Annotated in this window: 27 protein-coding genes and 1 tRNA gene; 12 read left to right on the top strand and 16 right to left on the bottom strand. The window is 71.8% G+C overall.

What is annotated here, in order from left to right:
- Positions 1–37 precede the first annotated feature (37 nt).
- The 6 genes from DV707_RS12610 to DV707_RS12585 are packed head-to-tail and all read left to right on the top strand — an operon-like array spanning position 38 to position 5,074.
- A complete protein-coding gene (locus DV707_RS12610; protein ID WP_235010786.1) occupies positions 38–1,903 on the top strand; it encodes a type II secretion system F family protein in 1,866 nt (621 codons plus the stop codon).
- Entirely contained in the window at positions 1,900–2,694 is a 795-nt protein-coding gene (locus tag DV707_RS12605) for a DUF7289 family protein (RefSeq protein WP_235010761.1), read from the top strand. Before DV707_RS12610 ends, DV707_RS12605 begins: the two co-directional genes overlap by 4 nt.
- A complete protein-coding gene (locus DV707_RS12600; protein WP_200820880.1) occupies positions 2,691–3,239 on the top strand; it encodes a DUF7266 family protein in 549 nt (182 codons plus the stop codon). Before DV707_RS12605 ends, DV707_RS12600 begins: the two co-directional genes overlap by 4 nt.
- Positions 3,236–3,925, top strand: coding sequence for a DUF7263 family protein (locus DV707_RS12595; RefSeq protein ID WP_103991368.1), 690 nt, complete (start codon positions 3,236–3,238; stop codon positions 3,923–3,925). The genes DV707_RS12600 and DV707_RS12595 overlap by 4 nt, the downstream gene beginning before the upstream one ends.
- Positions 3,918–4,421 (top strand): DUF7262 family protein, encoded by a 504-nt coding sequence (locus DV707_RS12590; RefSeq protein ID WP_235010762.1) that lies wholly within the window; start codon positions 3,918–3,920, stop codon positions 4,419–4,421. Before DV707_RS12595 ends, DV707_RS12590 begins: the two co-directional genes overlap by 8 nt.
- On the top strand, positions 4,418–5,074 hold the full coding sequence (locus DV707_RS12585; RefSeq protein ID WP_136361875.1) for a DUF7261 family protein: 657 nt from the start codon (positions 4,418–4,420) through the stop codon (positions 5,072–5,074). The genes DV707_RS12590 and DV707_RS12585 overlap by 4 nt, the downstream gene beginning before the upstream one ends.
- 95 nt (positions 5,075–5,169) lie before the next feature.
- On the opposite strand, the gene DV707_RS12580 is transcribed toward DV707_RS12585, so the two are convergent.
- Entirely contained in the window at positions 5,170–5,865 is a 696-nt protein-coding gene (locus DV707_RS12580; protein WP_103991370.1) for a DUF6989 domain-containing protein, read from the bottom strand.
- Between the two features lie 211 nt (positions 5,866–6,076).
- Between DV707_RS12580 and DV707_RS12575 the strand changes: the two genes are divergently transcribed.
- The 3 genes from DV707_RS12575 (at position 6,077) to DV707_RS12565 (ending at position 8,442) form a co-directional block, all read left to right on the top strand.
- Complete coding sequence (locus DV707_RS12575; RefSeq protein ID WP_103991371.1) at positions 6,077–7,774, top strand: histidine kinase N-terminal 7TM domain-containing protein; 1,698 nt, start codon at positions 6,077–6,079, stop codon at positions 7,772–7,774.
- 113 nt (positions 7,775–7,887) lie between these two features.
- Positions 7,888–7,972 (top strand) — tRNA-Ser (locus DV707_RS12570).
- Between the two features lie 275 nt (positions 7,973–8,247).
- Positions 8,248–8,442 carry a hypothetical protein gene (locus tag DV707_RS12565; RefSeq protein ID WP_103991372.1) on the top strand — a complete coding sequence of 65 codons (195 nt, stop codon included), beginning with the start codon at positions 8,248–8,250 and terminating at the stop codon, positions 8,440–8,442.
- 62 nt (positions 8,443–8,504) lie between these two features.
- On the opposite strand, the gene DV707_RS12560 is transcribed toward DV707_RS12565, so the two are convergent.
- Both DV707_RS12560 and DV707_RS12555 read right to left on the bottom strand, forming a co-directional pair.
- Positions 8,505–10,076, bottom strand: a complete 1,572-nt coding sequence (locus DV707_RS12560) for a (R)-citramalate synthase (protein ID WP_103991373.1) — start codon at positions 10,074–10,076, stop codon at positions 8,505–8,507.
- A gap of 90 nt (positions 10,077–10,166) precedes the next feature.
- A complete protein-coding gene (locus tag DV707_RS12555) occupies positions 10,167–10,514 on the bottom strand; it encodes a DUF192 domain-containing protein (RefSeq protein WP_103991374.1) in 348 nt (115 codons plus the stop codon).
- Positions 10,515–10,695: 181 nt separating this feature from the next.
- Here DV707_RS12555 and DV707_RS12550 point away from each other — a divergent pair, with 181 nt between their 5' ends.
- From DV707_RS12550 to DV707_RS12540, 3 genes are all read left to right on the top strand, one after another.
- A complete protein-coding gene (locus DV707_RS12550; protein ID WP_103991375.1) occupies positions 10,696–11,262 on the top strand; it encodes a DUF7097 family protein in 567 nt (188 codons plus the stop codon).
- Positions 11,263–11,408: 146 nt separating this feature from the next.
- Positions 11,409–11,957, top strand: coding sequence for a GMP synthase subunit A (locus tag DV707_RS12545; protein ID WP_103991376.1), 549 nt, complete (start codon positions 11,409–11,411; stop codon positions 11,955–11,957).
- Between the two features lie 43 nt (positions 11,958–12,000).
- Entirely contained in the window at positions 12,001–14,016 is a 2,016-nt protein-coding gene (locus DV707_RS12540) for a DUF2070 family protein (protein WP_103991377.1), read from the top strand.
- Positions 14,017–14,231: 215 nt separating this feature from the next.
- Here DV707_RS12540 and DV707_RS12535 read toward each other — a convergent pair whose 3' ends face one another.
- The 13 genes from DV707_RS12535 to DV707_RS12475 form a co-directional block, all read right to left on the bottom strand.
- Positions 14,232–14,480: a DUF3194 domain-containing protein gene (locus DV707_RS12535; protein WP_103991378.1), complete on the bottom strand. Its 249-nt coding sequence runs from the start codon at positions 14,478–14,480 to the stop codon at positions 14,232–14,234.
- Between the two features lie 6 nt (positions 14,481–14,486).
- Positions 14,487–14,879, bottom strand: a complete 393-nt coding sequence (locus DV707_RS12530) for a prefoldin subunit beta (protein ID WP_103991379.1) — start codon at positions 14,877–14,879, stop codon at positions 14,487–14,489.
- Between the two features lie 56 nt (positions 14,880–14,935).
- Positions 14,936–15,226, bottom strand: a complete 291-nt coding sequence (locus DV707_RS12525; protein ID WP_103991380.1) for a KEOPS complex subunit Pcc1 — start codon at positions 15,224–15,226, stop codon at positions 14,936–14,938.
- A gap of 16 nt (positions 15,227–15,242) precedes the next feature.
- Positions 15,243–15,377, bottom strand: coding sequence for a DNA-directed RNA polymerase subunit P (locus DV707_RS12520; protein ID WP_049986784.1), 135 nt, complete (start codon positions 15,375–15,377; stop codon positions 15,243–15,245).
- Between the two features lie 78 nt (positions 15,378–15,455).
- Positions 15,456–15,728, bottom strand: coding sequence for an eL43 family ribosomal protein (locus DV707_RS12515; protein ID WP_103991381.1), 273 nt, complete (start codon positions 15,726–15,728; stop codon positions 15,456–15,458).
- A gap of 188 nt (positions 15,729–15,916) precedes the next feature.
- Positions 15,917–17,248 (bottom strand): cobyrinate a,c-diamide synthase, encoded by a 1,332-nt coding sequence (locus tag DV707_RS12510; protein ID WP_103991382.1) that lies wholly within the window; start codon positions 17,246–17,248, stop codon positions 15,917–15,919.
- Between the two features lie 328 nt (positions 17,249–17,576).
- The gene (locus tag DV707_RS12505) at positions 17,577–18,398 is read right to left on the bottom strand and encodes an adenosylcobinamide amidohydrolase (protein ID WP_200820889.1); all 822 of its coding nucleotides are present in this window, start codon (positions 18,396–18,398) and stop codon (positions 17,577–17,579) included.
- A gap of 38 nt (positions 18,399–18,436) precedes the next feature.
- Positions 18,437–19,537 (bottom strand): aminotransferase class I/II-fold pyridoxal phosphate-dependent enzyme, encoded by a 1,101-nt coding sequence (locus tag DV707_RS12500; RefSeq protein WP_103991384.1) that lies wholly within the window; start codon positions 19,535–19,537, stop codon positions 18,437–18,439.
- A complete protein-coding gene (locus DV707_RS12495) occupies positions 19,527–20,591 on the bottom strand; it encodes a nicotinate-nucleotide--dimethylbenzimidazole phosphoribosyltransferase (protein WP_103991385.1) in 1,065 nt (354 codons plus the stop codon). The genes DV707_RS12500 and DV707_RS12495 overlap by 11 nt, the downstream gene beginning before the upstream one ends.
- Positions 20,582–21,202: an NTP transferase domain-containing protein gene (locus tag DV707_RS12490; RefSeq protein WP_103991386.1), complete on the bottom strand. Its 621-nt coding sequence runs from the start codon at positions 21,200–21,202 to the stop codon at positions 20,582–20,584. Before DV707_RS12490 ends, DV707_RS12495 begins: the two co-directional genes overlap by 10 nt.
- A complete protein-coding gene (gene cobS, locus DV707_RS12485) occupies positions 21,202–21,966 on the bottom strand; it encodes an adenosylcobinamide-GDP ribazoletransferase (RefSeq protein WP_103991387.1) in 765 nt (254 codons plus the stop codon). Before cobS ends, DV707_RS12490 begins: the two co-directional genes overlap by 1 nt.
- Positions 21,957–23,102 carry a CobD/CbiB family cobalamin biosynthesis protein gene (locus DV707_RS12480; protein ID WP_103991388.1) on the bottom strand — a complete coding sequence of 382 codons (1,146 nt, stop codon included), beginning with the start codon at positions 23,100–23,102 and terminating at the stop codon, positions 21,957–21,959. The genes cobS and DV707_RS12480 overlap by 10 nt, the downstream gene beginning before the upstream one ends.
- On the bottom strand, positions 23,093–23,743 hold the full coding sequence (locus DV707_RS12475) for an HAD family hydrolase (protein ID WP_103991389.1): 651 nt from the start codon (positions 23,741–23,743) through the stop codon (positions 23,093–23,095). Before DV707_RS12475 ends, DV707_RS12480 begins: the two co-directional genes overlap by 10 nt.
- Positions 23,744–23,852 lie beyond the last annotated feature (109 nt).

Below are 23,852 nucleotides of genomic sequence, written 5' to 3'. Positions count from 1 at the left end.
TCGCTCGCTCGGCCCGCTCGACCGGGCGGCCTACGCCGTGTTCGCCAGCCGCGCGGACTCGCGGCGACACGAGCGGGACCGGCGCGCGTACCGCGGCACCAACGTGACGGTCGCGTTCGACCTCTATTTGGCTCGCGTCTACGCGGCCTCGTGGACCCTCGCGCTGCTCACCGGCGGCGCCGTCGTCGGGATCGGTCTGCTTCTTCCCACTGGCTTCGTCGAATCGACTGCGGCGGTCGTCCTCGAACGGGTCGGCCGTCTCGGCGGTGCGGGGAGCGGGGTGGCAGTGCCGGAACGGCTCGCCTTCTCTCGGACGGACGTGGCCGGTGCGGTCAGTCTCGTCGGTGCACTCGTCGCCGCGGGCGTCCGATTCGGCGTCGTCTACGCCGGCGGTCGCTACCTCCGCTGGCTCTCCGCCGCGCGGCGCGCGAACATCGGGCGGACGCTCCCGAGCGCCGTCCGCTACCTGAACGTCCTCGCCTCGGGCAGCGACGGCCGACGCGCGATGCTCCGACGCGTCGCCGACACCGACGCCTACGGGGAGACGGCGGTGGCGCTGCGGAAGGCGCTCAACACCGCCGCGATGACGGGCAACGTCGACGAGGGGCTGCGCCGGGTCGCCAGAGACACCCCCGCGCAGGACAGCCTCGCGCCGTTCCTCCTGAAGTTCCGCGAACACGCCGACCAGGGCTCTGACGCCCTCCGGGAGTACCTCTCGATGGAGAGCCGGATGCTGCGTCACCAGCAGGACAGAGACCGCCAGCGCGCGGCGGGCTTCCTCGAACTGCTGGCGGAGCTGTTCGTGGTGCTGCTCGTCCTGCCGGCGCTGCTCGTGATCGTTCTCACCGTGATGAGCATCGTCGCGCCCGGACTCTCCGCGCCCGTGCGGACGCCGCTCGGACCGGTCACGCTCCGCGCGCTGGTCGTCTACGGGAGCGCCGCGTTCATCCTCCTCGTGGGGGTCGCCACCGCCGCGCTCGTCGCCCGGCTCCGGCCGCCGGACCAGCACGTCGTCTACCGTCGGCCCGCGAGCACGCTCGCGACCCTCCGAACGGCGACGACGAACCCCGCGAGCGCGGCCGTCGCGTTCGCGCCGATCGGGATCGCGGCCTTCGTCGCGGCGGTCAGTCTGGGCGTCGACACCGTGATCTCGCTGCTCGTCGGCTACGTGGGCTTCTCGATTCCTGTCGGCGTCGTCGCCGTCCGCCGCGCCCGACTCGACGACGCGAAGGACCACGAACTGAAGGACTTCGTCCACGCCGTCTCCGGGCACGTCAACCTCGGCCGGCCGTTCTCGGCGGCGGTGGACCACGTCGCGCGGGACGTGGACCTGGGACCGCTCGACGGCGACGTCGCCGACCTCTCGATGAACCTCCACCTCACGACGCCCGGCGGCGACGGAGAGACGGACCTGCGGACCGCCGCCCTCGACCGCTTCGTCGAGCGGGTCGGGACGCCGATGGCCGAGCAGACCGTCGGCCTCGTGATCGGCGCGCTCGACGCCGGCAGCGACACCGGCGTCGTCTTCGAGACGCTCCAGGGCGAGGTGGGGCGGCTCTACCACGAGAAGCGGGCGCTCCGCTCGGGGATGCTCGTCTACGTCGCGGTCGGGTGGACGACCGCGCTGCTGGTGATCGGTATCAGCGTCGCCACGAGCGCCAACGTCTTCGCGGGGTTCGACCGCCTCTCGACGATGTCGGAGCTCTCTGGCGTCGCGGTCGACCCCGGTGCGGTCGACCTCGCTCGCGACCAGTACCGCGTGTACGTGACGACGCAGGCGACGATGCTCGCCGCCGGGTGGTTCGCCGGCGTGGCCAGCCGCGGGCAGTACGAGGCGCTGCTGCACTCGGGGTGTCTCGTCGCCGTCTGTCACGTCGTCTTCACGGGGACGGGGTTGGTATGAGCCGGGGCCGACGTCCGAATCCCGCCGTCACGGCCGCCGACCGTCGGGAGGACCGCGCCCAGGCCGCCGACCGTCGGGGGGACCGCGCCCAGGCGGCCGTCGTCGGCGTCGCGATCCTCCTGGGCCTCACCGTCCTCGCCGTCGGCGGACTCACCGCGACCGCGGGCTCGATCGTCGAGGACGGCGCCGCGTCGGCGTCGGCGACCCGCGTCGGCGACGACCTCGAAACCGCGCTCGGTCCCGGCACCGGCGAGCGGGAGACGACCGTCGAACTGGCGAGCGGGACGATCGAGGTGGTGAACCGGACGGTGTGGCTGCTCGACGACGACGGCGTCGTCTGGGCGGGCCACGCCGGCGCGGTGGTCTACGCCGACGGCGACCAGCGGGTGACGGGTTTCGCCGGCGCGGTCGTGCAGAGCGAGCCGGGCCGGAGCCGGCTCGCCGCGCCGAGTCGGATCGCCCCCGCCGACGGACGGTTGTACGTCGGCGTGCCCGTCCTGAACGCCAGCGGCGCGGACGGCGTCTCGACCGGGAACCACCGGCTCGCCGTGACGCTCCGGACCGACGGCGAGGCCGCACGGCAGCGACTCCCGGCGTCCGGCTACCGCGTCGGCATCGAGACGTCGACGCCGGCGGCGTGGGAACGGCACCTGCGTGAGCGCGGCGCGACCACGACCCGACGGGACATCGACGGCGACGGGGTTCCGAGCGTCGTGGCGTCGTTCGGGGGTGAGCGGGCCGTCCACCTCGTCGTCCACGACGTCCGACTCGACCTGGCGGTGGGACGGTGATCCCGAACCGCGTCGGCCGCACGGGACCGCAACCGGCCGATCGGGGGCTCTCGCCCGTCGTGGGGAAGACGCTCGAACTCGGCGTCGGCGTGCTGTTCGTCGCCCTGCTGACGGCGACGCTCTTCGGCGGCGTCGCCCCCGACTACCGGGCGTCGGTCGGGACCGAACTCGGCGACCGGACGCTCGTCGCGGCCGCCGAGCGGACGGAGGCCGCGGTCCCGTCCGGCGACGCCCTCCGGGTCGACCGCCGCGTCGCGGTCCGACTCCCCGAGACGATCCACGGCGATCCGTACCGCATCGTCGCCGGGCGGGCCGACGGCGGACCGGCCCTGACGCTCCGCCACCCCGACGGACGGATCGGCGGGCGGCTTCTCCTCGACGTCCCCGGAGACGTCGCGGTCGGCGGCGCCGTCACGAGCACGTCGCCGTCGTGGATCCGCGTCGTCGGAGGTGACGGTGGCGGAACCCGCGTCACGCTCGGCGACGACGCAAGCGAACCTCGGGCTCCGACCGGCGGCGGTGCGACGACGGAGGGGACGAAGTGACCGAACGCGCCCAGGCCACCCTGATCGGGTTCGCCGTCGCGCTCGTGGTCGTGACGACCGTGACGGTCGCCGGAGCGACGCTCGCGAACGACGCCCTCGTCGACGCGAACCGCGATCCCGCGTCGGTCCGTGCCGCCGAGTCGCTCGCGGCGCACCTCGTCGACGAGGACGCGGCACACACGAGCGGGCAGCACGCGCTCGACGCCGACGCCGTCTCGAACCTCAGCTCGACCGACCTCGACGACGCGGTGCCGCCGGCCCGGGGCCGGCCGGTCCGCGTCTCGCTGGGCGGCGAGACCGTCCTCGAACGAGAGGGCGCGAACGGTTCGATCGACGCCCGGTCCCCTCGGATCGAGCGCCGCGTGCGCGTGGTGGAAGCGACGCCGAAAACCCGACGCGTCGCGGTGGGCGACGGGGCCGAGGTCGCCGTCGACGACCACGACGGCCGGGTGTCGGTACGCGTCGAGACCGACCCGCGGCGGACCGTCACGACCGTCCGCGCCGGCGGCCGCGTCGTCCTCCACGACCCGTCGGGGCTCGCCGGTCGGTACGATGTCTCGGTCCCGCGGCGCCGGCCGCTCGTCGTCGCGTTCGAGTCCGGCGGCCACGGGGAGGGAACCGCGACCGTCCGGTGGACGCCGCGAACCGGGACCGTCGAACGACTGGTGGTGACCGTCGGTGCGTGAGGGCGGTTCGAGTGCTCGGCCGACGGCCGACCGCACCGCGCGCGGGGACGCCGGCGACGCCGTCCGCGCGGTCTCCGATCGAACCGGTGATCGGGCCCAGCTTGCGACTTCCCTCGTCGAGGCGGCCGTCGGGGCGCTGTTGATCCTCTCGGTCGTGGCCGGGTTCCTCTGGGTGCCGGCCGGGCAGGCGGGGACGTCAGCCGAAGCGACTCTCGATCGGACCGCCGCGGACGCGCTCGCGGTTCTCGACGCCGAGGCTCCCGTCGGCGCGGGTCGGAGCCGTCTCTCGGCCGCCTGCCGCTCGGAGCGCGCGTTCGCGATCGAGTCGGACGCGCTCGACGAGCGTCTCGACGTCGTGCTTCCGGACTCGGTCTTCGGTCGCGTCGAGACGCCACACGGCACTGTCGGTGCGCCGCGACCGAACGGCGTTCCCAGCGGCCGGGCGGCGCTTCCGACGGGGCGCTGTACGGTCACGATCCGGGTGTGGTACGTGTGAGCCGCCGATCGTCCCCGTTTCGCCCGGGCGTGACCGACGGCCGCGACTCCGACGTCGATTACGCCTCCGACGTCGACCGCGGCTCCGACGCGGATCGCGGACAGGTCGTCCTCGTCGCCGCCGCGGTCGTCGCGGTCGCGTTCCTCTCGATGACGCTCGCCTACGCCCAACTGGGGTACGACGCCGACCGGACGGGGGCGGGCGCGGTCGAGGTCGCCTCGATCGGAGGGATCGAAGGCGACCTCGCGGCGTCGTTCCGCGCCGCCGTCCGCGACGAGGCGGGGGAGGCCGACGGCGACGCCGAGTCGGACGCCGACGTCGGGGCGGCCGGCGGCCCGCGGCGTCTGGAACGCGGTGTCACCGCCGAACGGATCCGCGCGGCCGTCCTGGCTGACGTCGACCGATTGGCGGAGCGCCACGCCGCGGAGAGCCGATCGCTCGATGTGCGGTTCGACGACGCGGCCGCGACGGCGTGGGCGGACGCGAACTGCCCGGGCGGCCCCGGCCGGGAGTTCGGTCCCTGCCGATCCGTCGACGGCGTCGTCGTGCAGGAGCGCGCCGGAGAGGCGACGCCGGTGGCCGCCGCGTTCCGGATCCGACTCGTCTCGCCCGCCGAGTCGACGACCGCCACGGTCGTGGTCCGTGCGGTGTGATCTCGGTTCCCTCGTCGCTTCGGGGATCCCGGCACAGGGTTCGGGGCCTCGGGATTCGGGGCGTTCGCTCCGCCGGTTCGCCGCGCTCGTCTCTTTCACGCGCCGAGGGCCGCAAACAGCGCGTAGGAGCCGACGTAACTGACGCTGATGACGGCCGCGAAGGCGACGCCGCCGAGCAGCGGCCGTCGGAGCCGGACCAGCCAGTAGAGCGCGGCGAACATCGCGCCTTCCGCGACGACGATGAAGGCCGGGACCGTTCCGAGCATCGCGAGCGGGGCGAACTCGTACCGCCAGATCCCGGCGAAGTGCGCGCCGTATTCGAAGAACCCGACGAGGACCATCGCGGCGACCGACGGCCCGACCGTCGCCGCGAGCGGTCCGGCGATCTCGTCGAGGCGGCGGCCGAGGTAGCCGAAGTACGTGACGACGAGCGCCCACGACAGCGGCATATACAGGGGCGACCCCAGGAGCATCGGCAGGGAGTCCGGGTAGACGAGCGAGCCGGTCGAGACGAGGAACGCGTCGACGCCGACCTCCAGCACGCCCGCGACGCTGCCGAGGACGAACACGTCCCGCACGGCCGCAGAGCGGACGGCGATCCCGGCCCCGATGGCGTACAGCAGGCCGTTGTAGGCGTACGTCAGCCACAGCGGCGTCTCGAAGAGGACCACGTGGCCGAAGACGAGCAGGTTGACCCCGATCCAGCCGATCACCTGCCGGTCCGTCGAACGGAGCGCGCTCCAGCGCCCGGCGAAGCGTGTCGAGACCGCCGTTTCGCGTCTCCCGCTCATACGAGTCCTGTCGCTCGCGTCGTCCACGTCGGCAATAAAGATTCCTCCGATGGTCCGGACGCTCACCGGACGGGCAATTGTATAATCCAACCATCACGAACCGGCTGTCTCGCCGGTGGTTCCCACCTTCGTCAGTCGATCCGCCGATTCATCGACCGACTGGTGGTTTGATGTATCAGGGGTCCCTCGGGACAAGACGACCCGCCTACGTATGCCGTGGGAACTCACTGCGACGTCGGCCGCCGGATTCGCGACGCTCGCGGTCTACGCAGCGCTGGCGCTCGTCGGATGGCGGAACTGGACCGCTCGATGCGGGCCCGAGGTCACGGTGATGATGGCCGTCGTCGGTCTCTCGGCGTTCACGTACTCGGTCCAACTCGGTTACGACGTCGTCGCGGCGCAGGTGTTCTGGTGGGAGCTCACGTTCGCGCTCTCGACGCTGGCCCCGTTCCTCTGGCTCGTGTTCGTCGTGCAGTACGTCAGCCGGTCGGCGTGGCTGACGTCGCGGCGGGCGGCGGCGCTCGCCCTCGAACCGCTCGTGATGCTCGTCGCTATCGCGACGAACGCGATCCACGGCCTCGTCTGGACCGTCCCGCCGGAGGCCGTCGCCACGCCCGGTTCGGCGGTCGAACTCGCGTTCGGGCCGCTCTACTACGGACACCTGCTCCTCGCCTACGTCATCGTCGCGCTCGGTATGGGGATGATCCTCCTCGTCGGGATCCGCTGGTCGCTCGTCTACTGGAAGCAGGTGCTCGTACTGCTCGTCGCTCCGCTGCCGTCGTTCCTCTCGAACATCGCCTTTATGTTCGGCGTCAGTCCGGTCCCGTCTCTCGATCTGACGCCGTTCACGTTCGCGTTCACGGGGCTTCTGCTGGTGCTCGGCCTCTACCAGTTCGACCTGCTCGAACGGGTTCCGATAGCGCGTCGCCAGGCGTTGCAGGCGATGGGCGACGGCCTCGTGGTGCTCGACTCGGACCGGACCGTCGTCCAGGTCGACGACATCGCCCGTCGGATCCTCGATCCCTCCCCGAGCGTCGGTTCTTCGATCGACGAGGCGTTCCCCGGGACGCCGTTCGAACAGCTCCACGGTACCACCGTGACGGACGCGAACAACCTGGCGTACGACATCCGCATCTCGGAACTGACCGACGAACGCGGCGACGAGATCGGATACGCGCTGGCGCTCCGTGACGTCACTGGGAGACACCGGTACGAGCAGCGCCTCGAGGTCGCCAACCGGGTTCTGCGGCACAACCTCCGGAACGACATGAACGTCGTCCGCGGCTACGCCGACATCGTCGCCAGCGGTTCCGATATAGACACGAAGCGGGCCGCACGCTCGATCCTCGACCGGACCGACGACCTCCTCACCGTCAGCGACAAGGCCCGAAAGGTGTCCGAACTCGACGATTCCCACGCACAGCCGGCGACGAACCACGACGTCTCCGCGATCGTCGCCGGCGTCGTCCACCAGGCGAGACGGAAGTACCCGGAGGTGACGTTCGCGTTCCTCGGGACGCCGCGCGTCGAGGTCGAACTCAGCGACGCCGGATCGATCGCGACGGCGCTCGAAGAGCTGATCGAACTACTCGTCGGCCAGGTGGACGACGAGCGCGGAGACGTCACGATCCAGGTCGGCGTCGAGCGCCGCGACGGCGTCGTGATCCGGGTCGAGTCGGACGGCCCGGCGATCCCGGCTGTCGAGCGCGAAACGCTCGCTGCGGGATCGGAGACGCCGCTGCAGCACGCAGAGGGGTTGGGGCTGTGGCTCGCGTACTGGTGCGTGATCGAGAACGGCGGCGAGCTCACGTTCGGGGACGGAGGCGGCGGCAACCGCGAGCCGGAGGGCGGACGCGCCGACGACGAGACGGGCGTCGTGATTCTCAGATTCCCCGACAACGCTCGCTGATTCGGTGGAGAGAATCGGCTCGTCCCGCAGGGGGCACCGTCGCGTACCGGCGCCGTCCGCCGTCCGTCAAAATCGAAACCGATTAAACGCGTCGCCGATCATCTGTGGGTGTAGCCGAGGTAGCCTAGCCTGGCCAAGGCGGCAGATTCGAAATCTGCTGTCCATTCGGACACGTGAGTTCAAATCTCACCCTCGGCGCTCCTGAGCACTAACCCGCGCGGCGCGTCTCGTCGCGCCGCAGTACGCGTTAGTAGTTTTGTCGCGCTTACGTGAGATTTGAATCAGGGAGCAGCTCTGCTGCGACCGTGGTTCAACATCTCACCCTCGGCGCTCCTGAGAACGATTCCGAGCGGTGCGTCTCGTCGCGCTGGCTCGCGATCACCGGTTCGGCGCCGACCCCGTCGCAGTCTACCACTTTTCACTTTCACTCTACTAGGCTGGCTTACATACCGGTTCCGTGCGACAGTCGGGGTATGCACGCGACGGCAGTCGAAACGTCGAACTCGAACTCGAAGGCGGACCGCACCCGAGCGACCCGGCGGATCGACGTCACCGACGTCGCGACCGCGCAGGTGGCCGAGTACGCCGAGCGCCGCGCTGCCGACACGAATGCGGAGGTCCGCATCGAACGGCGCGGCGGCTGGACGTATCTCGTCGAAGACCGCTGAGGAGGCGGTACCGATCGCCGAAGCGCGGCAACGACCGCCGGCGAGCGACGACGGCAGCCTTCTCAGTCGTCGGCGATGGTCGCGCCCTCGGACTCGGCGTCGGGCCCGACGGCGGCGCTCCCGAGCAGCCGGTCGAGCGCCTCGACCATCGCGTCGACGCTGCAGCGGGTGATGTCCGAGTCGGAGGTCGCGACGGTGACCGTCCGGTCGCCCTTCGACATCTCCACCTCGACGGTGACGACGGCGTCGGTCCCGCCGGTGATCGCGTCGACGTGGTACGATTCCAGTTGCGCGTCGGCCTCGGAGCCGAGCGCGGCCCGGACGGCCTCGACGGCGGCGTCGACGGGGCCGCTGCCGGTGCCGGAGGCGACGCGCTCCTGCTCGCCGACGCGGAGGCGGACCGAGGCGGTCGGCGTGCCGCCGCCCGACGCGGCGGTGAGGTCGAGCAGTTCGACGTACCGGTCGCGTTCGCGGCCCTGGACGTCCTCGGCGATCGCCAGCAGGTCGGCGTCGGTGACGCGCTTGTCGCGGTCGCCGAGGCGCTTCACCCGCTCGACGATCGCGGCGAGTTCCTCCTCGCTCACGTCGACGTCGTGCTCGTCGAGCGCGGCGCGGACGCCGGCGCGGCCGGCGTGCTTGCCGAGGACGAGCCGCCGCTCGCGACCCACCAGCTCCGGCGGGTAGGGCTCGTACATCGTGTCGTCCTTGAGCGTCCCGTCGGTGTGGATGCCGCTCTCGTGCGTGAAGGCGTTCTCGCCGACGACCGCCTTGTTCGGCGGCAGCGGGACGCCCGTCGCGTGGGAGACCTGCTGTGCGAGGTCGTAGAGGTCCTCCAGTTTGGCGGTCTCGACGTCGTAGCCGTGCGCCAGGGCGATCGCGACCTCTTCGAGGGCGACGTTGCCGGCGCGCTCGCCGATGCCGTTGATCGTGCCGTGGACGAGGTCCGCGCCCGCGGCGAGGCTGGCCCAGACGTTCGTCATTCCCAGGCCGAGGTCGTCGTGGGTGTGCGTCGACACCGGCCCGAGTTCGGCCAGTCGAGAGACGTACTCGTAGGCCGTCTCCGGCGTGGCGTGCCCGACGGTGTCGGCGAAACAGGAGCGGTCCGCGCCGGCGTCGAGCGCCTCGCGCATCAGGCGTTCGAGGAAGTCGAGATCCGCGCGGGAGCCGTCCTCGCCGATGACCTCGACCCAGAGGCCGTGGTCCTTCGCGTACTCGACGAGGTCGGCGGTGTTCTCGACCACCTCGTCGTGGGTGGTGCCGACCTTCCGCTCGATGTGCTTGTCGCTGGCGGGGACGACGATCGTCACGCCGTCGACGTCGCAGTCGAGCGCGAGGTCGATGTCGTTTTGCACGCCCCGAGCGAAGCTCGTCACCGTCGCGTCGAGGTCGAGCGCGGTCACCTGCCGGATGGTCTCGCGCTCTCCCTCGCCGGTGCAGGCGCTGCCGGCCTCGATGAACTCGATGTTCGCCCGGTCCAGCGAGCGCGCGATGTCGGCCTTCTCGTCGGGCGTCAGCGACACACCCGGGGCTTGCTCGCCGTCGCGCAGCGTCGTGTCCAGTAGCTGTACGGAGTCGTCAGAATCCACGGTGGATGCTAAGGGGTTGTTGGGGTTACCCCCGAATAAATCGACCACGAGTCATGTGCTCACACGGGTTGTGGTCGTGCAGGTATTTAAATCACACTTTTCCGGCGGCCGGTCAGTCGGCGCGCTCCCGGCCGCCAGTCACTCGATGACCCGGACGCCGTCGCCGACTTCGACCTCGTCCGCGGCCCCGGCCGGCAGTTCGACGACGGTGTCGGCGACCGCGGCACCGAGTCCCCGCCACGCCCGGAGCCGCTTTTTGTCCCGGACTTCCCCGTCGACGAGCCACAGCGCGTCGAGGTCGAAGGGGACGAAGACCATGTGGAGGTCGCGTTCGCCGGCGTCGCCGAAGGTGAACACCATCGCGTAGTCGTCCGGGATCGACCGCCTGAACATCAGTCCCCGCGCACGGGAGAGAAACGTGTCGGCGACGTCGACGTCGCTCGCGAGGGTCCGCGTTCCCGCGGCGCCGTCGTGTTCGACTCGCACAGGTTCCGGTCTGTGCCCGATGAGATAAAACGACCGACCGCCGACTCCGACGGTGCCGGCCGGGGCCTTCCGGGGTCACCGTCGGACGTCGGTCCGCTCCGGCCGGAGTCGCCGTCGGGCGTCGGTCCGCTCCGACCCGACTCACCGTCGGATTCAACTCCGCGGCCGCCGAGTTCCGCCTATGGAGGAGACGCCAACGGGCACGCCGGTCGGCGTCGACGACCCCTACGAGCACGCCGGGGTCTGCGATCACCTCACCGACGACGGGCGCTGTCGGTTCGCGCTCACCCGCGCGGGCGACGACCCCGAGTTCTCGGCCGCCCGGCGCGCTGCGGATTACGACTGCGTCGCGGCCGAGGAGGACAGCGAGTTCCGCGACTGCCCGCACTACCGCTCGACCACCGACGGCCGCGAGTGCGTCCGCTGCGGCCTCGAAGCGGTGCGGATCGCCCACGACGACTCGCGGCCGCTGCTCGAAGAGCACCACCTGTCGTACGGAAGCGGCGGTGGCGACCGTGCGAGTACCGACCCCGACGGCTCCGGGACCACCGAGGAACCGAGCCACGAGATCACCGTCGCGCTCTGTCGGTGGTGTCACGCGAAGATCCACCGCTCGTTCGCCCGCGTCGACGACGACGTCGAACCCGACCCAGAGGCGTTCGCCGCCCGCGAGGAGCGTCGCGCGAAGGAGCGATCGGAGTTCGGATTCTCGACCGCCCGCGAGCGTCGCGAGTCCGACGGCTCGTGACGGCGCCGTAGCCGCCGCGATCAGGCCGGGGTTCCACCGCGACCAGGCTGAGGACCGTCGGAGCGGTGGCGAGGAAACGTCAACTGACCGACGCGCGCCCAGACCGGGCGCTTTTTGCCTCTCTTCGCTGTAAGACTCCCCAACTGATGACCCGCATCGTCGTCATCGACAACCACGGCCAGTTCACCCATCTCGAACGGCGCGCGCTCCGCGACCTCGACGTCGACGTCGACATCCTCGACAACGACACCCCGCCCGCGGAGATCGACGCCGACGGGATCGTCCTCTCGGGCGGCCCGGACATGGACCGCATCGGCAACTCCCCGGACTACCTCGACCTCGACGTCCCCGTCTTCGGCATCTGCCTGGGGATGCAGATCCTCGCGGCCGAACTCGGCGGCGCGGTCGGCTCCGGCGACTACGGCGGATACGCCGACGTCGACGTCGAGATCCTCGACGACGAGGACCCGCTCGTCGGCTCGCTCGCCCCCGAGACGCGCGTGTGGGCCAGCCACGCCGACGAGGTGAAGGAGGTGCCCGAGGGGTTCACCCGAACCGCCACCTCCGACGTCTGCGACGTCGAGGCGATGAGCGACACCGACCGGGACCTCTACGGCGTGCAGTGGCACCCCGAGGTCGCCCACACCGAACGCGGCGAGGAAGTGTTCCGCAACTTCGTCTCGATCTGCGAGTAGCCCGTTCGCGTCTCCGAACCGTCCTATCCCAGCACTCCCCGTCATGACCTCGACCCAAAGCGACCTCGCGAGTCTGTCCCGGTTCATCTTCCGCGCTCCCAATTGGTACACCAGTCTCGCGTTCGCGCTCCTGCTCGCTGCGCTCGCCGGAATCGCCGCGTTCGACTCCGGCGCCTACGTCCGGACGTGGCGCGGGCTCTTCATCCTCGGCCGCGACGCCTGGGAGGGGATCTTCTTCATCGGCATCCCGACCGTCGTCGCCGCCTTCGGGACGACCGGCGTCGACCGGTTCGTCGGGGGGAAGCTCACGCCCAACCGGTCGTCGCTGCTCGCGCTGATCTCCGAGATCATCCTGGTGGCGATCGTCACGCTCGCGGCGATCGTATCGGTGCTCACCTCGCTCGAACAGCAGTTCGTCTACGACGCCTTGGTCGTCGGTCTCGCCTCGATCTTCGCCTTCCGGCTGCTGGTGATTATGGCGGTCTCGCGCTCGTCGATTCTCGTGGCGTCGATCCCCGCGAGCCTCCAGACGCTCGCCGCCGCGGTCCTGCTGTTCGTCTACAGCGGCACGCTCCGCTTTCTGGAGGTCGGCGGCCCACTCATCGACGCCTATCTGACGCCGTATCTCGCCCGCTCGGCCGACGCGCCCGCGGAGCTCTCGGCGATCACCGCCGAACACTTCGCGCTGCTGGCGATCACCTGCGGCATCTACGCGCTCGCCGTCTACGTCTTCATCGTCGCCGTCGACAGGCCCTGGAAGCGGAGTCTCGGCGTCTCGCTTCTGGACTTCCTCCGCGGCTTCGTGGGCCACGTCGCCGAGGGGTCGCGGGAACTCGAGGAGTTCTTCCAGCAACTCGGCGAGGAGGCGATCGTACCGGTCTCGGTGCTCTCGTTCCGTCGAGTGGACGGGGCCGATGGCAGTGGGAGCGACGACACGGGCGCCGCGGCCGACGGCGGTGAGGCCGATGACGGATCGACCGCCAGCGACGCGGACGCGGGGGAAAAAGACAGCTCCGGCGACGAGAAGGCCCGGTTCGTGCTCCCGATGATCCACCCCGGCCCGATGGGCGAGATCGGCGGCGGCAACTTCCCCGAGCGCGTCGCAACCGACTGCTCGGGGCTCGTCTTCCCGCCGCACGCCACCGCCGGCCACGACTTCAACCTCGTGACCGAGCGCGAGGTGGACGAGATCCTCGACGCCGCCCGCACCGCGGCCGACCGGATCATCTACGACGACGCCGCGACCCGCAGCGTCCGCGTCCGCTCCGGCGAGGCGTCGATGCTCGGGCAGGCCTTCGGCGACGACGCCCTCCTGGTCTCGACGTACGCACCGGGGTTCGCCGACGACGTCGAGTTCGGGGTCGGCCTCTCCGCGGCGGCGGAGGCCCGCACCAGCGGCCTCGACGACGTCGTCCTCGTCGACGCGCACAACTCCAACGACGGCCTGAGCGGCCCCGACCTGGGCCACGTCACGCCCGGGTCCAAGCGCGCGTTCGATATGATCGGCGCGGCCGGCGTCTCCGGCCAGCGGCTCTCGGCGGCCGACCGTCACGGGCTCGAACTCGGCGTCGCGTGGGACGAGACGCCGTGGACGCCCGCGGACGGGATCGGGCCTCTCGGCGTCCGCGTGGCGGTCACCGCCGTCGACGACCAGGAGACCGCGTACGTGCTGGTCGACGGCAACAATATGGAACCCGGACTCCGCGGCGAACTCGTCGAGGCGGTCGTAGAAGACGGTCCCCTCGACGAGGCGGAGGTGATGACGACCGACACGCACATCGTCAACACCGTCGAGGCCGACAACCAGGTCGGCGCGGCCATCGACTGGGACGAACTCCGGACGCTCGTCTGCGAGCTCGTCACGGAGGCCCGGGCGGACCTCGAACCCGTCGAGGCCGGCGTCGCCGTCGAGCGCGCGGAGGTCACGGTCTTCGGCAACGACCGCACGGAGACGCTGGCCAGCCACGCGAACGCGGTCGTCGCGATGGGCGGCGCGTTCGCCGTCTCGATCATCCTCGCGGCCGTCGCCGTCAGCGTCCTCATCTTCCTCTTCGCGTAGGCCGCCCCTCGACGTATCCGGAAATCCGCTCCGCGTATCCGATCTACCCCACGCATCCGACCCGCGTGTCCGACCCACTCCACGCATCCGCTCCGCGTGAGCGGCCGCTGTTTCGGTTCATCGAACGGAAAAAGCGCCGCGAGACCGCCGCGGTCGCCACCTCGTCGCCGGCGCGGGGTCGATCGGTCCCCGCCTTCGGCCGCGGAGTCGACGGCTTACTCGTCTTCGACCGCGAACAGTTCGTCGACGGCCTCGCCGGCCGCCCGCGCGGCCTCGTCGGCGACCTCGTCGGCGTCGGTCTCGGCGTCGTCGGGCGCGTTGACGTAGACGTCGACGTCGAGGACGCCCTCCTCGAACGTCACGGTCACGTCGAAATCGGTCAGCGCCGATTGCTTGTAGTGGCCGAGTATCACGCCCTCAGCGGCTTCGGCGGCCACCTGGACGACCTCTTCGTCGGTCGGCATCGGCGATTACGCGCCGCCCGCGCCGCCGGGGCCCATCGGCGGTCCGCCCGCGCCGCCGCCCTGGAGCATCTGCTGGAGCTCTTCCTGGAGGCTCTCGAACTGCTCTTCGACGCGCTCCTCCTGCTTTCCGAGCTGTTCGACGCGGACCTCGAGGCTGTCGACCTTCTCGGAGAGTTCGTCGTACGCCTCGTCGTAGTCGGCCTCGACGAGCAGCTCGCCGATCTCGCGGTACATCGTCGTGTCCTCGTCGATGTCATCGAGGGCGTCGAGCGCCGTCTTCGACTCGGTGAGCGTCGACTCGGCCTGTTCCTTCTGGGCGGCCACCTTCTGTGCGGTCTCCTGAAGGTCCTGTAGTTCCTCGAGTTTCTCTTGTGCTTCCGGCGGCAGATTGCCCTGCATACCCGAGGCGACGGGATGCTGACTGAAAAAGGCCCGTATTCTCCGATCAGCGGGTGTCACTCCTCCACGAGGCGATCGCCCGTTCGGGTGATGCGCTCTGCGACCTCCAGCAGACGGGTCCAGGTGTTCACCCCCGCGCGGAGCGCGATCAGATCCGCCGCCTCGACGGTCACCCTGACGACGCGTCCGTCGCGGGCGACGGTTGCTCGGGAGCGGTCGTCCGCGATCTCGTCGACCTCGACGCGAACGCTCTCTTCGACGATCCGGGCGCGGCGCTCCTCGCCGTACTCGAAGTCGATCTCCGCGGTGTGAGCGACCCCGAGGGCGGCCGCCTCTCGACTCGCCATCGGACTCGAAAACGGGCTATTCGACCGGGACTTCCTTGACGTCCGGCGCGCGCTCCTTCAGCAGGATGCGGTGCCCGCAGTACGGGCAGCGGACGCCGCCGTACTCGTCCAGTTCGACGTCGCGCTTGCACCGGGAACACTTGTAGCTCATTGATAAATACGTGGGGTGTGGGGGTGTTGGCTCTTTCGTGTGTGGACGGTTGCGTTCGGACCGGTCACGCGACCGCGCTCACTCGTCGCTCTCGCCGGAGAGCGCCGCGCGGATCGAACGGCGGACCTGCTTGCCGCCGGGGGTCTGCGGGCGGTACGTGCCGCCGGTGAAGACCTCGCCGGTCTCGTCGTTCTGCCAGATGCCGGGTTCGAGACGGGTGACGCTGTCCTCGTCGACCGTCGCGTTCCGCGTTGCCTCTTCGATCTCCTTCACGCGTCGACGGGCGACGCGCCCGTATCGCGCACCAAAGCGACCGGCGCTGCCGGTCTGTCGCGCCTTCTGTTCGGCCATAGTATCGCGTGATACCCCCGGCGGCGGCATAAACCCTGCGAGATGGGTCCGGGACGGACGCGGCACGGCCGCGTCGGCCGCGCGCTTCGACGTCCGCCTGCGCCCCTCGCGCGTGGTCTACCCATCGACCCGCTCTGTTCCCCACTCAACCCGCTCCGTCTCCCACTCAACCCGCTCCGTCTCTCCGCTCAGACGGTTTCGAGCAGGTAGTCGAACGCGTCCGATCCGACGTGGAAGTGCGCGTACGTCCCGAGCGTCCGGTACTCGACGAGACCGTCGTTGGCCCCGTCGACGCCGGCCCCGCGGACCATCTCGAAGGCGTACCGCGCGTCGGGGGCGGCCGTCCCCGAGGAGTAGTGGAACTCGTGGCCCCGGCGCGTCTCGCCCGCGGGCGCAATGAGGTTGTCCTCCCGGGCGCGGACGCCGACGTGATCGAGCGCCACCGGTCCGTCGGTCATCCGCGTTTCGATCGGGAGGACGCCCGCCATCGCGTGTTCGACGCCCTCGGTCGTCGTCAGCGACTCACCGAGCGCCATCATCCCGCCGCACTCGCCGAAGATCGGGAGGCCGTCGGCCGCGCGGGCGGCGAGGTCGTCCGTCGTCGCCGACGCCGAGAGCGCCGCCGCGTGTCGTTCCGGATAGCCGCCGGGGAGGTAGACGACGTCGCAGTCGGGGACCGAATCGCCCGCGACGGGCGAGAACGTCTCGACCGATCCGCGGGCGGCGAGTCGGTCCCGGGTGCTCGGGTAGACGAACCGGAACGCGTCGTCGGCGGCGACGGCGACCCGGACGCCCGTCTCGTCGTCCGCGCGGAGGGAGGCCGAGGTGTCGAGACGCGGCCGGCGAGCGAGGTCCAGGAGGACGCCGGTCCGGATCTGCCGCGCCGCCGAGTCCAGCGCCTCCTCGGAGACGGGCGACTCCTCGCCGAAGTGCAATCCGAGGTGACGGTCCGGGATCTCCAGTCCGTCGAGCCGCGGCGTCCGGCCGACGTACCGGAGGCCCTCGACGGCGTCGCGGATGCCTCGCTCGTGCCGTCCGCCGTGTGCCCGGGCGGCGAGCAGGCCCACGACGTCGACGTCGTAGCCCGCTCGCTCGGCGTACTGCTGGAACCCGAGCGCCGTCGCCGCGACGCTCTCCATCCCCGCGGAGGCGTCGACGACGAGCACCACGGGGAGATCGAGCGCCGCGGCGACGGCGGCGGTGCTGACGTCGCCGTCGTACAGCCCCATCATCCCCTCGACGACGCAGACGTCGCCGTCGTCGGCGCCCCGCGCGTAGGCGCGCCTGACGCCGGTTTCGCCGGCCAGCCACGGGTCCAGCGTCCGCGACGGGCGGTCGAGGACGGCCGCGTGGTGGCTCGGATCGATGAAGTCCGGGCCGGCCTTCGCGGCGACGGGGGTCCGTCCGGCGCGTTCGAGCGCGCGACAGACCGCGAGCGTCGCGACGGTCTTGCCCACGCCCGACGCCGTCCCCGCGAGGACGACGCCGGGGAGGTCCGAGGGCACCGCGTCGGTGGTCATCGGGGTAGCCTCCGCGACGCTGTCGGTTAAGTGATTCCGTGTGCACGGCGTCGCGCCGGCTCACATCAGGGCGCGATTCCGGTGCACGACGAACCTTTTTACGCGATTACGGGACCACCACCCCCGTGATCTGAAAGCTGTCCCGCGTCGGGTCGCGATCGTTCGGCACGTCGACGCGGGTTCTGACACTGATTACTCTCACTTTTCCCGCCGAGCGCCACCCCCGTTTACGGCGCTCGGCGGCAAGAGACGAGAGTAATCAGTATGAGTGAGTCGCGGATGCTCCCGTGCCGACTGTTCGCCATCACCCGTCGATGACTGTTCGCCGTCACTCGTCGACGACGGCCTCGACGTCGGCACGCTCGTCGGTCACGACGCCGTACTCCGCTTCCGTGACGGATCCCGGCGGCGCCTCGTCCACGTAGCGCGACTCCAGGGCGGCGAGCAGCGCGTCGCGGACGCAGGCGCGCGCCGCCGATCCGACTTCCGTGGCGCTCCCCGAGAAGGCCGCCGGCTCGCCGCCGGGATCGCAGCCGACGAGGACCGCGTCGGAGGTCGTCCCCGGGAAGCCAGTCCGATCGAGTAGCGTCGCCGCCTTCGCCTCCGCGGCGACGGCGACGAGGTTCGCGAGCGCGCCGGGCGCGAGCGACCGCGTCGTCCCGACGACGACGTTGACGGTACCGGCGTGCCGCCGGTCGCCGTCGCCGTCGCTGCGGTCGCCGCGCTGGCCTCCGGTGTTCCGGTCGCTCCGCCCGTCCGCTGCCATCGGCAGCGCAGCCGGATTACTCACGCCCGCGGTGACGACGGCCTCGACCGGGCCGAGTCGGGCGCGGCGCGCGTGTCGCATCGAGACGCCGGTGAGGAGCGCCGGCGCGGCGTCTCCATCATCGTCGGATCGCCCCTCGCCTCGATTCCCGCCCGCCCGGTCGTCGCCGCTTCGGTCGTCGTCCGACCGATCGCCGCCGAAGCCGACTTCTCGAAGGCGGCGTCGGACGTAGCCCGAAACGTCGACGTCCGCCCACCCCTCCGGCACCGAGAGGAGGTAGGCGGCGTCGGCGACGGACTCTCCGCCCGCGTATCCGGTCGAGAGCCACCGCGTCCCCGGCCGGGAGAGCCGACAGACCTCCCCGCGGACCGTCGACTCGAACACGGAGTCGGCCCCGACGTCGCCTGGGTCCGGCACGCCGCTCATCGGTCAAGCAGCGCGTCGAGCAACAGGTCGTTCTCGTGCGGGCGGCGCACGGCCACGCGCACGTGCGAGTCCAGGCGCTCGAACGTCCGCGCGTCGCGGACCGCGACGCCGCCGTCGCGGGCGCGGGCGAGCACCGTCTCGACCGCCGCGTCCGGGTCGGCCCGCTCGTCGCCGACGTCGACGAGCAGGAAGGGGGCGTCCGAGGGCGCGACCGCGTACCGCTCCGAGAGCGCCTCGCGCATCCGGGTGCGCTCGCCGGCGACCCGCTCGCGCGTGCGCTCGACGAAGTCGGTCTGCCGGAGGCAGTGGGTTCCGACCGCGGCCGCGGGCGTGGACAGCGCCCACGTCGGCCGCGCGGTCCGGAGTCGGTCGCCGAGGTCGCCGACCGCGACGGCGAAGCCCGCGCGGATTCCCGGCAGGCCGAACATCTTGGTGAGCGAGCGGACGACGATCGCGCCCGGTTCGCCCGCCAGACTGGGCGCGTCGGTGAAGTCGAGGAAGGCCTCGTCGACGACGAGCGGGGTTCCGACGGCGCGACACCGCGTTCGGAACGCGTCGAGCGCGTCCCGCTCTCGGAGTTCACCGGTCGGATTGTTCGGGTTGCAGACGACCGCCGCGGCGTAGTCTGCGGGATCGCGATCGAGGAGTTCGCCGTGCGCGACGCCCACCGGGTCGCCGCCCTGCAGGCGGATCTCCCGGGCGTACTCGCCGAAGCTCGGTTCCGGGACGAGCACGCGGTCGCCCGGCGAGACGGTGACGCCGAACGCGAGGCGGAGCGCCGCGAGGCCACCGGCGGTCGGGATCACGTCGTCTGCGGTACAGCCCGCGTCGTCGGTGCCGTGGTGGGCGCCGTGATCGTCGCGGTCGGTGCCGTGGGCCACGTCGTCGGATTCACGCCCGACGTACTCGGCGGCCGCCGCGCGGAAGTCGTCGAACCCGTCGGCGTAGCGGGTCGCGTCCGCGAGCGCCGCCTCGTAGACGTCCGCGACGCCCGCGGGCCGGACCGGGTTCGTGTTCGCGCTGAAGTCGACCAGGTCCCGGTCGTCGCTGCCGCCGTGAGGGACGCGCTCGACGTCCGCGAGGCCGTCAGGGTCCATCGCCGTCGTTCTCACGAGGTCCGTCGCGGGCGGTATCAACGGTGCCGTCGCTGGTCACCTCCTCGGGGCGATCGACGGTCACCCGCTCCAGCACTGCGCGCGTCGCCTCGACCACCTCGTCGAGCCGTCCGGCCTCGTCGGCGAGCCGGAGCGCACCGCCCATCGCCGCACCCTCTTTCGCCACGCCGTCGGCGTACGCCGACAGCGGCCCCGCGTCGGCGTCGAAGCCGGGGTCGGAGACGACGAGGTCCAACTCCAGCGCTCCGGTCGCCTCGTCGAGTTCGGGTACGTCGGCGGCCAGGTACGAGGTCGTCGCGAGCGTCGCGCGGTCGGGGACGCCGGCGTGGCGGACGAGCGCGGCCACGGCGAGCATCTGGGTCCCGCCGCCGAGGACGACGTCGGTACCGGATTCGAGCGCGCCGGCGGCGAGGCCCGAGGCGACGGCCAGCACCGGGTCGCCGACGGACCGCAGGGCGGTCTCCGGCGCGTGGGCGGCGCCGCCGGGGTCGACGTCCGACGACTCGAACGCCGTCCCGACGACTCGCTCTTTCAGGTCCAGCGGGTTCTCCGGTAGTGACGACGACGTCGATTCGAGGACGTCCTCCCCGAGCGCGCGGAGGGTCGCCATCGCCGTGGTCGTCCCGCCGGGGATCGTCTCGCCGACGACGATCCGGTCCTCCGGCAGCGCGCGGCCGAACTTCCGCGCGGCCACGAACGCGCCCGGTGCGGTTTGGACCGGATCCGTCTCCCGGATGTCGTCGCCGGGTCGCGCCCCCACCGTGACGGACGGCGCGCCGGTCGACCGCGCGAGGCCGCCGTCGACGACAGTCACGTCGAAGCCGAGCAGTTCCCGGACGGTGCGCGTCACGACCGCGGGCGTCGGACAGCCCGTCGGGCTCACCGGGGTCACGGGCGCGCGGACCGTGTCGCCGTAGGCGAGGATCTCCGCGTCGGCGCTCGGGGTGTGCACGAGGAGGTCCCGGGTCGCGCCCGCGGCGCTGATCCCGTCGATCTCGGCCGTGCGGGTCGTCCCCGCGACGAGGATCACTCGCATAGCGCTCCTGCCAGTTCTCGGTCCGAAGGTCGGTTCACGTTGACCGCGAGGCGGGCGTCGTACGTCAACGCCACGGTGTCGTCGTCGCCGGCGACGACGTTCAGCCCCGTCGGCGCCACCGTCCGTCCGTCGTGCTCGAACGCGGTGTCCACGGACGCGCCCAGGCGACGCTTCAGCGCGACGGGCGCGCAGACGGTGATCGAGGTCGGTTCGCGGGCGTCGGTCCCCTCGCTGTCCCCGACCGAGCGCTCGACGGCGTCGTCGACGTGCTCCGAGGCCAAGAGCGGCAGGTCCGCCGGCACCGTGAGCGCCGGTCGGCCGATGGCATCGAGAGCGGTCGTGAGGTCTGAGACGTAGCCGTCGCCGGGCGTCGCGACGACCGAGAGAGACAGCTCTCGGGCCCGCTCGGCCGTCTCGGGCGCGTGTGGCGAGACGACCGCGTGGATCTGTCCCGCGACCGCCCCGTCCCCACCGATACGACTCGCGCGGAGCGCGTCGACCACCCGGTCGAACATCGCCTCGCCGCCGACTTCGACGAGCGGCTTCTCGATAGTCGAGAAGCGTTCCGTTTTCTCCCCACCTCGAAGCCGCGTTCCCCGCCCGCCGCACATCACCAGAGCGTCCATACGATCACCCCCGCGTGCACGCCCACGACGCGGCCGAGTTCGTTCGCCGCGCCGAGGACGTCGCCGTTGATTCCGCCGAGCGCGCCCGTCGCCCAGACGCCGACGAGCCAGGCGACGCCGAGCGGCGCGAGCACCGCGCCGAGCGGTCCCGCGTAGCCCGCACCTGCCGCCGAGGCGACGGCGAACACCGGGAGAACGGCGATCACGGTGGGCAGTAGCCCCGTCGGCGTCGCTCCCTCGGTCAGCGCGGCGCCGAGGCCCTCGTGCATCGCCTCCCGCGTACAGACGAGCAGCGCGACGCCGGTTTTCGCTCCGACCTCCGCGGCGAGCGCGAGCGCGAACGCGACGCGCGGGAGCGTCCCCGCCAGCCCCAGCGTTCCGAGGCCGAGCGTCACGAGCGCGAGCGAGACGGCCAGCGCGCCGCCGACGCCGGTCTGTGAGTCCTTGAGGACCTCCCGTCGGCGCGCGGCGTCGACTCCGCCGTGGACCGCCGCGGCGTCCCCGAGGTCGGCAAGTCCGTCGGCGTGCGTGACGCCGGTGAGGAGGACGACCGTCACCAGGTAGAGCGCGGCGACGCTCGGGACCGGCAGCGGGAGGAGGAAGGGCAGGGCGGCGAGCGCGCCGACGACGTAGCCGGCGAGCGGGATCGAGACGGGCGTCCGCCGGAACGCCTCCCAGGCGTCCGCGTCGCCGCCGACCGGCAGTCGAGTGAGGAACCCGAGCGCCCCGCGGACCGCGGTCAGAACCACGCGATCACCCCCGCGGCGACGAACGCGAGCGCGCCGGCGCGCCGAGTGATCCGGACCGCGCGCGTCGCGGTCGCGACGTCCGGAAGCGTCGTCGCCTTCGGGCTCGAACCCCGGGACCGGGTGGGCGCGTCTGATGCCGGCGCCGTCGGCGTGGCACTCGACCGCCCCGCATCGGTCGGATCGAGGTCGTAGACGCCCGGCTTGTGCAACCGCGCGGGCAACAGCGCGGCCATCGTCGCCATCGGCCACCCCGAGTTCGGCGAGGACGGTCGGCGGGCGAGCGCCCGGACGGACCGCCGGAGCGGAACCGCGGGCGACCCCGCGGCGACGGCGAGAAGTAGCGCCGAGAGCCGCGCCGGGAGCCACATCACGGCGTCGTCGAGGCGGGCGGAGGCCCAGCCGATCGGGTTCGATCGGTAGCCCAGCATCGAGTCGAGCGTGTTGACCGCCTTCACCCAGGCGGCCGCCCCCGCGCCCGCGGCGAGCGGGAGCGAGACGGACGGCCGCGCGGGGGACGTCGCCGCCGGGACGAGTGCGGGCGACGTCGCCGCCGGAACGAACGCGCCGGTCACCGCGACGGCGACCGCGAACGCGAGGAGCGGTGCGACGAGGCCGTCCGCGAGGTTCTCCGCGAGGCTCTCGACGGCCGCCGAGCGGACGTGGGCCGCGTCCAGCGAGTCGGGATCGCGTCCGGCCAGCGCCCGGAGGTCGGTACGCGCGGCGTCGAGGTCGGCGTCGCTCTCGGCGACGACCGTCCGGGCGCTGTCGAGCAGCAGACGCAGGCTCGTCGTCGAAACGAGGACGGTGGCGGCCAGCGCCGCCCCGAACCAGGAAGCGGTGACGGGTCCGATTGAGACCGCCGACTCGACGGCCACGGTCGATCCGGCGGCGACGACCCCCGCGGCGACGGCGGCGAATCCGAGCGGCACGAACAGCGCCGTGAGGACGCCGACGAGCCGCGGGTGCGACCACCGGCCGTCGGGGTCGCGGGAGCCCGGAGCGCCCCGACCGCGCCGATCGATCCACGCCACGAGGCGACCGAGCAGCGCGACCGGGTGCACGCGCGCCGGGGGCTCACCGGCGAGGGCGTCCAGCCCCGCCGCGAGGACGACAGCGGCGGTCGCGGTCACCGGCACGATTCGGCACCTCCGAGCGGTTCGCCCCGCCGGAGCCGCAGCGCGACGTCGTCGAGGCCGCAGGCGGCGACGTCGACGAACGTCCCGCCGAGCGACGCGATTCCCCCGTCGGTCCCCTCGTCGTCGCCGACGTGAACGAGCGAGGCGGGGTCGACGCCGAGTTCTTCCGCGGCCGTCTCGAACGACTGCGGATGCGGCTTGCGCCACCCGCAGCCGACGCTCGTCACGACGGCGTCGAACGCCGCCCGGTCCAGCGTCGAGCGGATCAGCGTCCGCGAGACGAGTTCGGGGACCGAGCAGTTCGAGAGGAGCCCGACGGGTCCGCGTTCCGCGGCGGCCGCGACGGCGTCGACGGCGCCCCGACGGGTTCGAACCGCGGGATCGAAGGCGGCGACGACGGCGCGCCGGGCCGCGTTGTTCGGGACGTCGACGCCGCGGGAGCGGAGCGCCGCGGCGACGTGCGCGGGAAGGGGGACCTCTGCGCCCGCCGGCGCGTCGACGTGCCGCTCGGCGTAGGCGGACGCCCAGTCGTCCGGGACCGCTATGTCGCGTTCTCGGAGTTCCGCTCCGACGGCGGAAGCGGGGTCCGCAGGGCGGTCGACCGCGACCAGCGTCCCGAAGAGATCGAACGTTACTGCCACTACGCTTGAAACGGTGAAAGTCGACTTGAATTTGCCGGAGGGGAATTCGCTCCCGACGGCAGACACGCCGACTGACATCCGTCAGACACGAAGGAAGATTCAAATAGTC

Origin of the sequence: Halobellus limi (assembly GCF_004799685.1) — an archaeon.
Taxonomy (GTDB): Archaea; Halobacteriota; Halobacteria; order Halobacteriales; family Haloferacaceae; genus Haloquadratum; species Haloquadratum limi.
This window is presented reverse-complemented; position numbering and strand designations above follow the sequence as displayed.